Origin of the sequence: Streptomyces sp. NPDC006739 (assembly GCF_042869815.1) — a bacterium.
Taxonomy (GTDB): domain Bacteria; phylum Actinomycetota; class Actinomycetes; order Streptomycetales; family Streptomycetaceae; genus Streptomyces.
Genome location: NZ_JBIAGM010000011.1, coordinates 212580 through 225941 on the forward strand (window position 1 = coordinate 212580; position 13362 = coordinate 225941).

The 13362-nt window shown below is 71.0% G+C and carries 9 protein-coding genes; 2 read left to right on the forward strand and 7 right to left on the reverse strand.

Annotation, left to right across the window (positions count from 1 at the left end):
* On the reverse strand, positions 1 to 579 hold the full coding sequence (locus ACFYMM_RS22930; RefSeq protein WP_388389409.1) for a TetR/AcrR family transcriptional regulator: 579 nt from the start codon (positions 577 to 579) through the stop codon (positions 1 to 3).
* A gap of 96 nt (positions 580 to 675) precedes the next feature.
* Here ACFYMM_RS22930 and ACFYMM_RS22935 point away from each other — a divergent pair, with 96 nt between their 5' ends.
* Positions 676 to 2208 (forward strand): MFS transporter, encoded by a 1533-nt coding sequence (locus ACFYMM_RS22935; RefSeq protein WP_388389412.1) that lies wholly within the window; start codon positions 676 to 678, stop codon positions 2206 to 2208.
* 66 nt (positions 2209 to 2274) lie between these two features.
* Here the strand turns inward: ACFYMM_RS22935 and serA are convergent, their stop codons facing one another.
* The 6 genes from serA to ACFYMM_RS22965 form a co-directional block, all read right to left on the reverse strand.
* Complete coding sequence (gene serA / locus ACFYMM_RS22940) at positions 2275 to 3864, reverse strand: phosphoglycerate dehydrogenase (RefSeq protein WP_388389414.1); 1590 nt, start codon at positions 3862 to 3864, stop codon at positions 2275 to 2277.
* 273 nt (positions 3865 to 4137) lie between these two features.
* Positions 4138 to 5136, reverse strand: a complete 999-nt coding sequence (ilvC, locus tag ACFYMM_RS22945) for a ketol-acid reductoisomerase (RefSeq protein ID WP_388389416.1) — start codon at positions 5134 to 5136, stop codon at positions 4138 to 4140.
* Positions 5137 to 5247: 111 nt separating this feature from the next.
* The gene (ilvN, locus tag ACFYMM_RS22950; protein WP_388389417.1) at positions 5248 to 5772 is read right to left on the reverse strand and encodes an acetolactate synthase small subunit; all 525 of its coding nucleotides are present in this window, start codon (positions 5770 to 5772) and stop codon (positions 5248 to 5250) included.
* 22 nt (positions 5773 to 5794) lie between these two features.
* Positions 5795 to 7645 (reverse strand): acetolactate synthase large subunit, encoded by a 1851-nt coding sequence (locus tag ACFYMM_RS22955; RefSeq protein ID WP_388389418.1) that lies wholly within the window; start codon positions 7643 to 7645, stop codon positions 5795 to 5797.
* Positions 7646 to 7899: 254 nt separating this feature from the next.
* Positions 7900 to 10920: a putative bifunctional diguanylate cyclase/phosphodiesterase gene (locus ACFYMM_RS22960; RefSeq protein ID WP_388389419.1), complete on the reverse strand. Its 3021-nt coding sequence runs from the start codon at positions 10918 to 10920 to the stop codon at positions 7900 to 7902.
* Positions 10921 to 11321: 401 nt separating this feature from the next.
* Positions 11322 to 12287 carry a 2-hydroxyacid dehydrogenase gene (locus tag ACFYMM_RS22965; RefSeq protein ID WP_388389420.1) on the reverse strand — a complete coding sequence of 322 codons (966 nt, stop codon included), beginning with the start codon at positions 12285 to 12287 and terminating at the stop codon, positions 11322 to 11324.
* A 76-nt stretch (positions 12288 to 12363) separates the two neighbouring features.
* Here ACFYMM_RS22965 and ACFYMM_RS22970 point away from each other — a divergent pair, with 76 nt between their 5' ends.
* Positions 12364 to 13362 (forward strand): aldo/keto reductase, encoded by a 999-nt coding sequence (locus ACFYMM_RS22970; RefSeq protein ID WP_388389421.1) that lies wholly within the window; start codon positions 12364 to 12366, stop codon positions 13360 to 13362.

Genomic DNA, 13362 nt, shown 5'->3' on the forward strand with positions numbered 1-13362 from the left:
TCAGGCGCGTCCGGCCGCCTCGATGACCTGCCGGAGCCCCTCGGCCAGCGCGTCCCCGTCCGGCGCGGTCTTCGCGTCGAACGTCCACTGGGCGATGAGCCCGGTCATCAGCGTCAGATAGAACCGGCCGAGCGTGTCCGCCGTCTCGTCCGAGACCTCCTCCTCCGGCACGCCCATGAGCAGCGAGACCAGCCCGCGCCCGCCCTCCCGCTGGGCGCGGGACAGATGGTCGCGGACCTCGGGGAGGTCGCTGGTCATGACCTCCATGCTCAGCCGCCAGATCGAGCCGGGCTCCCGCATGGTGGCGACGATGTCCGACCACACCCGGCGAAACCGCTCCAGGGAGCCGGGCGCGCCCTCGGTCGCCAGGTCCGCGGCACCGTCGAAGCCGTCGGACATGGTCTCCACCAGCGCGACGTACGCCTGTGCCAGCAGGGCGTCCTTCGAGCCGTAGTGGTAGCCGATCGAGGCCAGGTTGGTCCCGGACTCCTTCACGATGTCGCGCGCGGTGGTCCGCGCGAAGCCCTTCTCCAGCAGGCAGCGCTTGGCGCCTTCGAGCAGATCCTCACGGTGTCCCATGCGGCCACCCTACCCGCGATCCATACGGACGTCCTAGACGCATGAACTATACAAGCGTTCTAGACAAGCGTTTAAAACGTGCGTACATTCCTCGGCATGACGAACCCGACGAGCACCACCCCGACCGCACCACCGAACCCGGAGGGTCCCCGCGCCGGACGCCGCGAGTGGACCGCTCTCGGCGTGCTGATGCTCCCGCTGCTGCTGGTCTCCATGGACGTCTCGGTCCTCTACTTCGCGGTCCCCGCGATCACCGCCGACCTCAGGCCCAGCGGCACCCAGCAGCTGTGGATCTTCGACGTCTACGGCTTCGTCCTGGCCGGCCTGCTGATGACGATGGGCTCGCTCGGCGACCGCATCGGCCGCCGCAGGCTCCTCCTCATGGGCGCCGCCGCCTTCTCCGCCGCCTCGGTCCTCGCGGCCTACGCCGACAGCGCCGGAACCCTGATCGCGGCCCGCGCGGTGCTCGGCGTCGGCGGCGCGACCCTGATGCCCTCCACCATGGCCCTGCTGCGCACGATGTTCACCGACCCGGGGCAGCGGGCGAAGGCGATCGGTCTGTGGTCCGGCGTGATGACCGGCGGCATCGCCCTCGGCTCGGTGATGAGCGGCATCCTCGTCGAGCACTTCTGGTGGGGCTCGGTGTTCCTGGTCAACCTGCCCGCGATGGCCCTGCTGCTGATCCTCGGCCCGTTCCTGCTGCCCGAGTCCCGCAACCCCGAGCCCGGCCGCTTCGACTGGCCGAGCGTGCCCCTGTCGATGGCCGCCGTACTCCCCGTGATCTACGGCCTCAAGGAGATCCCCTCCGAGGGCTGGCACCCGCAGTACGTCGTCTCGGTCACCGTCGGCCTGCTCTTCGCCGCCCTGTTCGTCCACCGGCAGCGCACCACGGCCTCCCCGCTCGTCCCCCTGACCCTGCTGCGGGGGCACGGCTTCACCCCGTCACTGGTCCTGAACCTCGTCTCGGCGTTCGGGATGATGGGCTCGGCGATCTTCACCACCCAGTACCTGCAGTCGGTCCTCGGCAAGAGCCCGCTGTCGGCCGCGCTGTGGAGCCTGCTCCCGTCGGTGCTCATCGGCGTCGCGGGACCGGTCACCGCGCGGCTCGTCCAGCGCGGCGCCGACCGGGGGTCCGTGGTGTCCGCCGGATTCGCCGTCACCGCGGCCGGCTACGCCATGCTCGCCCTCGCCGGCACCGACTCCCTGTGGCTGGTGCTCGCCGCCGCCGGTGTCCTCGCCTCCGGAGTCGTCATGGTGATGTCCCAGCTGACCGACCTCGCCATGAGCACCGCCCCGGTGGAGCGGGCGGGCACGGCGTCCTCGCTGCTGGAGACCGGCACGGAGTTCGGGGGCGCCCTCGGGATGGCGGTCCTCGGCTCCGTCGGCACCGCCGTCTACCGCCATGACATGCCCTCCTCGGCGCCCGCCGCGGCCCACGAGACCCTGGGCGGGGCCCTCGCCGTCGCCCGTCGCCTTCCCGGTCACACCGGCGACACCCTGGTCACCGCGGCCCGGGAGGCGTTCACCAGCGGGATGCAGGGGGCGGCCGTCGCGGGGGCGGTCCTGCTGGCGGGGGCGGCGGTGGCGTCGGCGGTGACCCTGCGCGGGATCCGCGCCGGCGACAAGTAGGGCGCATGCGAGAAGCGCCGGGCGGGCTGAGAAACCTCAGCCCGCCCGGCGCTTCTCGGGAAGCCTTCAGGCCAGGTTGACGGACCGGGCCGAGGTGGCCCCGATCTCCTCGCTCACCTCGGCGAGCACGGCGGTACCCACCGTGTCGTCGACCGTGAGGACGGCCAGCGCCTCACCGCCCGCCGCCGCGCGGGCGACCTGCATGCCGGCGATGTTGATGCCCGCCTCGCCGAAGATACGGCCGACGGTGCCGACGACACCGGGACGGTCCTCGTAGCGCAGGACGACCATGTGGTCGGCGAGGGCGAGGTCGACGTCGTAGTCACCGACGGCGACGATCTTCTGCAGGTTCTTCGGACCGGCCAGCGTGCCGGAGACCGACACCTCCTCGCCGCTGCCGAGCGTGCCGCGCACGGTGACGACGTTGCGGTGGTCGGCGGACTCCGAGCTGGTCGTCAGGCGCACCTCGACACCGCGCTCCTGCGCGAACAGCGGGGCGTTGACATACGACACCGTCTCGTCCACGACGTCCTCGAAGACGCCCTTGAGGGCGGACAGCTCCAGCACCTTCACATCGTGCTGGGTGATCTCGCCGTACACCTCGACGTCCAGGCGGACCGCGACCTCGCCCGCGAGGGCGGTGAAGATGCGGCCGAGACGCTCGGCGAGGGGCAGGCCCGGCTTGACGTCCTCGGCGATGACGCCGCCCTGGACGTTCACCGCGTCCGGGACCAGCTCACCGGCGAGCGCGAGACGCACCGACCTGGCGACGGCGATACCGGCCTTCTCCTGGGCCTCGTCGGTGGACGCGCCGAGGTGCGGGGTGCACACGACCTGGTCCAGCTCGAACAGCGGGGAGTCCGTGCAGGGCTCCTTCGCGTACACGTCGAGGCCGGCGCCGGCGACCCGGCCCTCCTTCAGCGCCGAGTACAGCGCCTCCTCGTCGACGATGCCGCCGCGCGCGGCGTTGACGATGCGCACGCCGGGCTTGACCTTGCGCAGCGCCTCGTCACCGATCAGGCCGAGGGTCTCGGGGGTCTTGGGCAGGTGGACGGTGATGAAGTCGGAGACCTCCAGCAGCTCGTCCAGCGACAGCACCTTGACGCCCATCTGCGCGGCCCGCGCGGGCTGCACGTAGGGGTCGTAGGCGACGACCTTCATGCCGAAGGCGGACATGCGCTGGGCGACCAGGGCGCCGATGCGGCCGAGGCCGACCACGCCGAGGGTCTTCTCGGCCAGCTCCACGCCCGTGTACTTGCTGCGCTTCCACTCGCCGTTCTTCAGCGCGGTGTTGGCCTGCGGGATGTGGCGCGCGGTGGCCAGGAGCAGACCGCAGGCCAGCTCGGCGGCGGTCACGATGTTGGAGGTGGGGGCGTTGACGACCATCACGCCGGCCTTGGTGGCGGCGGAGACGTCCACGTTGTCCAGGCCGACGCCGGCGCGCGCGACGACCTTCAGCTTCTTCGCCGCGGCGACGGCCTCGGCGTCGACCTTGGTGGCGGAACGGATCAGGATGGCGTCGACGTCGGCGATGGCCGGGAGCAGTTCGGCTCGGTCTGCTCCGTTGCACTGCCGGATCTCGAAGTCCGGGCCGAGGGCGTCGACGGTCGCGGGCGAAAGCTCTTCAGCGATGAGTACGACAGGTTTCGAGCTCACGTGAGTCCTCACAAGTCCAATGCGGACGGCCGTCCCGACGGCCGCTGGCGGTGGAGGGTGCTAGCCGCGTGGAAGACGCACGACGCTGTGGGCCTGACGCGTTTGTGTGCAGCAGTCTAGTGGCGCCGCGGTTGTCGTTTTACGCCGCTGCGGAAGTATCACCCGTCCGGGGCTGGACGGGGTGGACAACGCCTTGAGTCCTCCTTGACACGAGGCGGCCCCGGATGGGCGGAGGGGGCCGAAGCAGCATGCTCCGGCCCCCTGACGTGAGGCTTACGCCTCCTCGTTCACCCAGCTCATCAGCTTGCGCAGCTGCTTGCCGGTGGTCTCCAGCAGGTGCTCGGAGTCCTGCTGCTTGTACTCGTTGTACTTCTTCAGACCGCCGTGGTACTCGTCCATCCACTGCTGGGCGAACGTGCCGTCCTGGATCTCGGCGAGGACCTTCTTCATCTCGGCCTTGGTGGCGTCCGTGATGATCCGCGGGCCGGTGACGTAGTCGCCCCACTCGGCGGTCTCGGAGACGGACCAGCGCATCTTCTCCAGGCCGCCCTCGTACATGAGGTCCACGATCAGCTTCAGCTCGTGCAGGCACTCGAAGTACGCGATCTCCGGCTGGTAGCCGGCCTCGGTCAGCGTCTCGAAGCCCGCCTTGACCAGCGCGGCCGTACCACCGCACAGGACGGCCTGCTCACCGAACAGGTCGGTCTCGGTCTCCTCGGTGAACGTCGTCTTGATGACGCCGGCCCGGGTGCCGCCGATGCCCTTGGCGTACGACAGGGCGAGCGCGAAGGCGCCTCCGGTCGCGTCCTGCTCGACGGCGGCGATGCAGGGAACGCCGCGGCCCTCCTCGTACTGGCGGCGCACCAGGTGGCCCGGGCCCTTGGGGGCGACCATGCAGACGTCGATGCCCGCCGGGGGCTTGATGAAGCCGTAGCGGATGTTCAGGCCGTGACCGAAGAACAGCGCGTCGCCGTCGTTCAGGTTCGGGGCGATGTGCTCCTCGTAGACCTGGGCCTGGATCGGGTCCGGCACCAGGATCATGATGACGTCGGCCTCGGCGGCGGCCTCGGACGGGCTCACCACGCGCAGGCCCTGCTCCTCGGCCTTCGCCTTGGACTTCGAGCCCTCGTGCAGACCGACCCGGACGTCGACACCCGAGTCACGCAGGGACAGGGCGTGGGCGTGGCCCTGGCTGCCGTAACCGATGACCGCGACCTTGCGGCCCTGGATGATGGACAGGTCGGCGTCAGCGTCGTAGAACAGCTCGGCCACTTTGGGTTCTCTCCTTGGTGTGCAGATGATGCGTCCCACCGTATGACGGGGGGCGGACGGAAAGTCGCGGGGTCTCGGCATACGGGCGGCCGGCGCCGCCCGTATTCAGCCTTATGCCGAGCGGTCGAGGGCGCGCAGCGAGCGGTCCGTGATGGAACGGGCGCCGCGGCCGATCGCGATGGTGCCGGACTGGACCAGCTCCTTGATGCCGAACGGCTCCAGCATCTTGAGCATGGCGGTCAGCTTGTCGCTGCTGCCGGTGGCCTCGATCGTCACGGCCTCCGGGGAGACGTCGACGGTCTTGGCGCGGAACAGCTGGACGATCTCGACGATCTGGGAGCGCGTCTCGTTGTCGGCGCGCACCTTCACCAGAACGAGTTCCCGCTGAACGGCCGAACCCGGCTCCAGCTCGACGATCTTCAGGACGTTGACCAGCTTGTTGAGCTGCTTGGTCACCTGCTCCAGCGGCAGGTCGTCGACGCTCACCACGATGGTGATGCGGGAGATGTCGGAGTGCTCGGTGACACCGACCGCGAGCGAGTCGATGTTGAAGCCGCGGCGGGAGAACAGGGCGGCGATCCGGGCCAGGATGCCCGGCGTGTTCTCCACCAGGACGGAGAGCGTGTGCTTGGACATGATCGGTTTACGTCTCTCTCGCTCAGTCGTCTTCGTTGTCGCCGAAGTCGGGGCGGACGTCCCGGGCGGCCATGATCTCGTCGTTGGAGGTGCCGGCGGCGACCATCGGCCAGACCATCGCGTCCTCGTGGACGATGAAGTCGACGACGACCGGCCGGTCGTTGATGGAGTTCGCCTCCGCGATGACCTTGTCGAGGTCGTCCGGGGACTCGCAGCGCAGCCCCACACAGCCCATGGCCTCGGACAGCTTCACGAAGTCCGGCACGCGCGTGCCCCTGGCCTCGGGGTTGATGTCCTCGGGGCCGGAGTGCAGCACGGTGTTGGAGTAGCGCTGGTTGTAGAACAGGGTCTGCCACTGGCGGACCATCCCGAGAGCGCCGTTGTTGATGATGGCGACCTTGATCGGGATGTTGTTCAGGGCGCAGGTGGTCAGCTCCTGATTGGTCATCTGGAAGCAGCCGTCGCCGTCGATCGCCCACACGGTCCGGCCCGGCGCTCCGGCCTTGGCGCCCATGGCGGCGGGGACCGCGTAGCCCATGGTGCCCGCGCCGCCGGAGTTGAGCCAGGTGGCGGGCTTGTCGTACTGGATGAAGTGCGCGGCCCACATCTGGTGCTGGCCGACGCCCGCCGCGAAGATCGTGTCCTCCGGGGCGAGTTGGCCGATGCGCTCGATGACCTGCTGCGGGGACAGGGAGCCGTCCTCGGGCTGGTCGTAGCCGAGCGGGTAGGTCTCGCGCCAGCGGTCGAGGTCCTTCCACCAGGCGGTGTAGTCGCCCCTGTGGCCCTCGCTGTGCTCCTTCTGCACGGCCTGCACCAGGTCGGCGATGACCTCGCGGGCGTCGCCGACGATCGGCACGTCGGCGGCGCGGTTCTTGCCGATCTCCGCCGGGTCGATGTCGGCGTGGACGATCTTGGCGTGCGGGGCGAAGCTGTCCAGCTTGCCGGTGACGCGGTCGTCGAAGCGGGCTCCGAGGGCGACGATCAGGTCGGCCTTCTGCAGCGCGGTGACGGCGGTGACCGCACCGTGCATGCCCGGCATTCCCACGTGCAGCGGGTGGCTGTCGGGGAACGCGCCGAGCGCCATCAGGGTGGTGGTGACGGGCGCTCCGGTGAGTTCGGCGAGGACCTTCAGCTCGGCGGTGGCGCCGGCCTTGAGCACGCCGCCGCCGACGTAGAGGACGGGCCTGCGGGCGGAGGCGATGAGCTTGGCGGCCTCGCGGATCTGCTTGGCGTGCGGCTTGGTCACCGGACGGTAGCCGGGCAGGTCCATGGCGGGCGGCCAGGAGAAGACGGTCTTCTTCTGCAGGATGTCCTTGGGGATGTCGACCAGGACCGGTCCGGGGCGGCCGGTCGAGGCGATGTGGAACGCCTGCGCGATCACCCGCGGGATGTCCTCGCCCTTGGTGACCAGGAAGCTGTGCTTGGTGATCGGCATGGTGATGCCGACGATGTCCGCCTCCTGGAAGGCGTCCGTGCCGATCGCGGAGGAGTTCACCTGACCGGTGATCGCGACCAGCGGCACCGAGTCCATGTTGGCGTCGGCGATCGGCGTGACCAGGTTGGTGGCACCCGGGCCCGAGGTGGCCATGCAGACGCCCACCTTGCCGGTGGCCTGCGCGTAGCCGGTGGCCGCGTGGCCGGCGCCCTGCTCGTGCCGGACCAGCACATGGCGGACCTTGGTGGAGTCCATCAGCGGGTCGTACGCCGGGAGGATCGTGCCGCCGGGGATGCCGAATACCGTGTCAGCGCCGACCTCCTCAAGGGAGCGGATGAGGGACTGCGCGCCCGTCACGTGCTCGACGGGGGCGGAGTTGTGTCCTCCGGATCGGGGCCGCGGCTGCGGATGGTGGGCCCCGGTGGCCTGCTCGGTCATCGGCATTCTCTTCTCGATGCTGAGGGTTTTTGCGAGGTTTGTGCGGTGTACAGCGGGTGTTCGGCAGCTGTTCGGTAGGCGCCTGTGCAACAAAAAACCCCTCGTGCCAAAAGGCAAGCGAGGGGAGCGCGCCGGTGAGGTCGCTGGGGATTCCGGATCGTCCTCCGGTGGGTCCCAGCTCAGCCGACGCGCTGTCCAAGTACGAGAATTCGGGTGCGCATGGGACTGACCCTCCCCCCGGCACGCACCACGTGTCAAGTGGGTGGGACGGGAGTCTCATTATGTGAACGAAGGGCACTTCCGCCTCCGAGGACAGCGGCTACCCCACCTGTGTACACCCCCGCGCCACCGCCCGCGAACGCCGGTTCGGCCGGTCCGTGCGGGACCGGAAAATGGCCGGATCCGAGCACCCGGCGCAGCCGGTACTCCTCCAGCGCCCCGGCGAAGGCCATGCCCTGTCCATGCGTGCAGCCCATCGCGCGCAGCGCGACGACCTGCTCCGGGAGGTCCACGCCCTCGGCCACGGACTGCAGCCCGAGGTCGCCGGCGATGCGCAGCAGCCCACTGGTGATCTTGTGCAGCCGCGGGGACTCCACCACGCCCTCGACCAGGCTTCGATCGAGCTTCAGCACGTCCACGGGCAGCTTTCGCAGGGCGGTGATCGCCGCGTACCCGCTGCCGAAGCCGTCGAGGGCGATCCTGACGCCGAGCCGGCTGAGCGCGGTCAGGCGCCGCTCCAGCTCGTCCAGGGAGACCCTCGGGTCGGTGTCGGACAGCTCGACGACCAGCGCGCCGGGCGGCAGCCCGTGCCGGGTCAGCAGCGCCTCCACGGAGCCGAGCGGCATGGAGCGGTCCAGCAGCCGCCGGGCGCTCATCCGTACCGCCACCGGTACGACGAGCCCGGTCGCGGCGCGCTCGGCCGCCTGCTCCACGGCCTCCTGGAGGACCCAGCGGTCCAGCTCGGAGGTCTTGTCGTTGTCCTCGGCCACCCGCAGGAACTCGGCGGGGGTGAACAGCACGCCCTGGGAGGAGCGCCATCGCGCCTGCGCGGAGACCGAGGTGATCCGGCCGTCCGCCAGGCACACCACCGGCTGGTGCAGCAGCGCGAACTCGCCGTCGTGCAGGGCGGCGCGCAGCCGCGTGGCCAGCTCCGCCTTGCGTACGACGTCCTGCTGCATCTGTGGCTTGTACAGCTCGACCCGGCCCTTGCCGGCCGACTTCGCGCGGTACATGGCGAGGTCGGCGTTGCGCAGCAACTCGCCCGCGCCCAGGCCCTGTTCGGCGAAGGCCACGCCGATGGAGGCGTTGACCCGGACATCGTTGCCGTCGATGAGGTACGGCTGGGAGAGGGTGAGCCTGAGGCGGTCGGCCAGCTCCACGATGTTGCGTTCCCGGGCGGCGCGGTCGCGGGTGCCGTCGCCGATGATCAGGGCCGCGAACTCGTCGCCGCCGAGGCGGGAGGCGGTGTCCCCGTGCCGGACGGCGTCCTGGAGTCTGCGGGCGGCCTGGACGAGCAGTTCGTCCCCGGCCTGGTGGCCGATGGTGTCGTTGACGGCCTTGAAGCCGTCCAGGTCGATGAAGAGCACGGCCGTGCCCCGCAGGTGGGCGCCCCGGTCGGAGGCCCGCCGGCCGGACAGGGCCTGCTGCACGCGCCGGGTGAACAGGGCGCGGTTGGGCAGGTCGGTGAGCGGGTCGTGCTCGGCGTTGTGCTGCAGCTGGGCCTGCAGGCGCACTCTTTCGGTCACGTCCCGGCTGTTGAAGATGAGGCCGCCGTGGTGACGGTTGACGGTGGACTCCACGTTGAGCCAGCCGCCGTCGCCGGACCGGAAGCGGCACTCGATGCGGGTGGTGGCTTCCTCCAGGGGGCTCGCGGCCAGGAAGCGGCGCACCTCGTGCACCACGCAGCCCAGGTCCTCCGGGTGGATGAGACTGGCCAGCTCGCTGCCCACCAGGTCCTCGGCGGGCCGTCCGTAGACCCCGGCGGCGGCCGGGGAGACGTAGCGGAGGATGCCGTTGGGCGCGGCGATCATGATGACGTCGCTGGAGCCCTGCACCAGGGAGCGGAAGTGGCTCTCCTTCTGGGCCAGTTCCTGGGTGAGGGTGATGTTGTCGAGGAGCATGATGCCCTGGCGGCTGACGAGCGCCAGTACGACGCCGCCCGCGGTGATCAGTACCACGTGGTCGGGCCTGCGGCCGTTGAGGACGTTGTACAGGACGCCCAGCGTGCACACGGCCGCGGCCAGGTACGGGGTGAGTGCGGCCAGGGAGCCGGTGATCGGCCGGCCGGCCGGGTACCGGCTGTGATCGCCTCCCGGGGCGGGCGCGGGTGGGTGGCCGGCGGCACGCTGGCCGGGCTGTCCGGGTACGTGCTCGTGGACCACGCGCGTGTGCCCGTCCGGCACGTGCCGCTCGCCGTCCTGCGCGCCCTGGCGCCGGGGAGCGGCCCAGGGGGCGTAGGCCAGCAGCAGGGAGCCGGCGAACCAGCCCGCGTCCAGCAGCTGCCCGGAGCGGTAACTGCTGTGCAGCAGCGGCGAGGTGAACAGCGCGTCGCACATCACGGTCAGTGCGAGCGCCCCGATGGCGGTGTTCACCGCGGTGCGGTTGCCCGGCGAGCGCCGGAAGTGCAGCGCGAGCACCATGCTGACCAGCGCGATGTCCAGCAGCGGATACGCCAGTGACAGCGCGGTGTGCGCCACGCTCGGCCCGTCGAACCTGGCCGCCTGGGCGAGCGCGAGGCTCCACGACAGGGTGAGCAGCGAGCCGCCGATCAGCCAGGCGTCCAGCATCAGGCAGATCCAGCCCGCCTTCGACACCGGCCGCTTGGCGAGGACCAGCAGGCCGACGATGGCGGGCGGCGCGAAGCACAGGAAGAACAGGTCGGCGCAGCTGGGGCTGGGCACGGGCCGCTGCAGGACGACCTCGTACCACCCCCAGACCGCGTTGCCGAGGGCCGCCATCGCCGAGGAGAGGGCGAACAGCAGCCAGGCCGGTCGAAAGCGGACCCGCGGGCTACGGGCGTAGAGGAAGCAGGAGACGGCGGCGGTGCCGGCCGCGGCGCTCAGGCCGAAGTCCCCCATGATCAAAGCGACTTCGTTCGACCCCCAGTCGAATGCGGAACCGACGACGTATCCCGCGCAGACCAGGGCGAGGACGAGTTGGCGGATGAGGACGGGCCGGCCGCCTGCGGCCGGCGGACGGGGCAGCGGCGCCCCCGGCGAGGGCTGCACCCGCAGCGCCCCGCCGATGCGGGTCGTGACCGTGGGCGGCGCACTCACCGGGGCCTCCCGATGCGCTTGACTCCCGGGTCCCGCGGGTCCCGGTGTGCCGGTTGCGTGTGCCTCCTGCGGGCACTGTGCCTGCGGTGGTGAAGATGGCCGGTGTGGTGGCCGCGTCTGCGCGCCACCGTCCGCCAGGGTCGCCGTCGGCGGCTCCGCCGCGTCGGATCGTTCGTCCATAGGCCGTGCATCGCCCGTCGCCCCCCTCACAGATCTGAAATGTCCATCCCCGGCGCCGAATGTCAGCGGCGCAGCCCCTGTCGGGACGATACACCAGTCTCGTCACTCAGGGACATAGCTTCTCTACGCTCAGTGACGACCAGCGGCGATGCGGGTACGCCTCGCGTCCGAGGGATCGCGGAGCGTACCGGAAGCGGATGACGGGCGCGTTGCGCCCGCCGTCAGGCGCCCGCGTCGCCGCCCGTCGTCAGGATCACGTTGCGCAGCGGCTCGTGGTTCACGAACCGGGTCAGCTGGTCCGTCAGGAGCCGCTTGGCGCGCGGCAGGAAGGCCGAGGTGGGGCCGCCGACATGCGGGCTGATCAGCACGCCTGGCGCCTGCCACAGGGGATGCCCCGGGGGCAGCGGCTCCGGGTCGGTCACGTCGAGGGCCGCGGTGATCCGGCCGCTTTCCAGCTCCGCGAGCAGCGCCTTGGTGTCGACGACGGGGCCGCGGGCGACGTTCACCAACAGCGCTCCGTCCTTCATCCGGGTGAGGAAGTTCTGGTCGACCAGCCCTCGGCTGGTGTCCGTGAGGGGGGTGGAGAGGATGACGACGTCCGCTTCCGGGAGCAGCGAGGGAAGTTCGGTGAGCGGATGCACGGGACCGCGCGCCGTGGTCCGCCCGGAGCGCGCAACGCGCGCCACCCGCGCGAGCTCGAAGGGCGCGAGCCGGTCCTCGATGGCGGCGCCGATGGCGCCGTAGCCGACGATGAGGACGGACTTGTCGGCGAGGGCCGGGAAGAAGCCGCCCTGCCAGCGCTCCTGCTGCTGGGCCCGGACGAAACCGGGGATGCCGCGCAGGGAGGCGAGGGTCAGGGTGAGCGCGAGTTCCGCGGTGCTCGCCTCGTGCACACCCCGCGCGTTGCACAACCGCACCCCCGGGACGATGTCCGACAGCCGCGCGGTGACGTCGTCGACGCCCGCCGTGAGCGTCTGGACCACCTCGAGGTTCCGCAGGTGCTCGAGGGGCCGCACCTTGACCGGCCAGCGCTTCATGTAGGGGACGACGTACACGGCGCAGTTCGCGGGATCCCCGGGGAACTCCTGCTCACCGTCCTCGCCCCCGTCCCAGAACAGGTAACCGAGCCCCTCGGGGAGTCCCTCGATCTCCTCCGGCGGGATGGGAAGCCAAACGTCTGCAGTCATGGTCAGGAGGCTAGTTCAGGGCCGGACGGGCGCCCAGGTTAGGTTGGGGGTCGGGCAGAGGGAGGTTCACGGGCAGGTGGAGCGCAGGACGATCGGCGCGGGGGCGCTCGCGGTGGGGGCCGTCGGACTCGGGTGCATGCCGATGAGCTGGGGGTACAGCACCTCGCGGCAGCGGGGGGAGGAGTCGGTCAGGGCGGTGCACCGGGCGCTGGATCTGGGCTCGACGCTCCTGGACACGGCGGACATGTACGGCCCGTTCACCAATGAGCTGTTGCTCGGGCGGGTGCTGAAGGAGCGCCGGGCGGACGCCTTCGTGTCGACGAAGGTGGGGCTGCTGGTGGGCGAGCAGCACATCGTGGCGAACGGCAGGCCGGGGTATGTGAAGCGGGCCTGCGACGCCTCCCTGCGCCGTCTGCAGACGGACGTGATCGACCTCTACCAGCTGCACCGGGCCGACCCGGAGGTCCCCGTCGAGGAGACGTGGGGCGCGATGGCGGACCTGGTCCGGGCCGGGAAGGTGCGGGCGCTGGGTCTGTGCGCGGTGGGTGCGCGGGGCGGGCGCCGCTCGGGCTCGCGGCCGCACGACGCGACGCTGCGGCAGCTCCAGAGGGTGCAGCAGGTGTTCCCGGTGAGCGCGGTGGAGGCGGAGCTGTCCGTGTGGTCGCCGGAGGCCCTGGACGCGCTGCTGCCGTGGTGCGAGGCGCGGGGCGTGGGCCTGCTCGCGGCGATGCCTCTGGGGAACGGTTTCCTCACCGGGACCCTGACCCCCGGCGAGGGCTTCGAACCGGACGACGTGCGCGCCCGCCATCCCCGTTTCACCGCCGAGATGATGGCCGCGAACCAGCCGATCGTCGCCGGTCTGCGCCGGGTGGCCCGGCGGCACGGCGAGGAGGTGACCCCGGGGCAGGTGGCCCTGGCCTGGCTGCTGGCCCAGGGGCGCCATGTGGTCCCGGTGCCGGGCACCAAGCGGGAGCGCTGGGCGGCGGAGAACGCCGGGGCGGCCGCGCTGCGGTTGACCGCCCGGGACCTGACGGAGGTGGCGGAGCTGCCGGGCGGGCGGGGATCCTGGGACTGA

Coding starts and splice junctions, on each gene's coding strand:
- ACFYMM_RS22930 (WP_388389409.1), bottom strand. CDS start 579: ATGGGACACCGTGAGGATCTGCTCGAAGGCGCCAAGCGCTGCCTGCTG.
- ACFYMM_RS22935 (WP_388389412.1), top strand. CDS start 676: ATGACGAACCCGACGAGCACCACCCCGACCGCACCACCGAACCCGGAG.
- ilvN (WP_388389417.1), bottom strand. CDS start 5,772: ATGTCCAAGCACACGCTCTCCGTCCTGGTGGAGAACACGCCGGGCATC.
- ACFYMM_RS22955 (WP_388389418.1), bottom strand. CDS start 7,645: ATGACCGAGCAGGCCACCGGGGCCCACCATCCGCAGCCGCGGCCCCGA.
- ACFYMM_RS22965 (WP_388389420.1), bottom strand. CDS start 12,287: ATGACTGCAGACGTTTGGCTTCCCATCCCGCCGGAGGAGATCGAGGGA.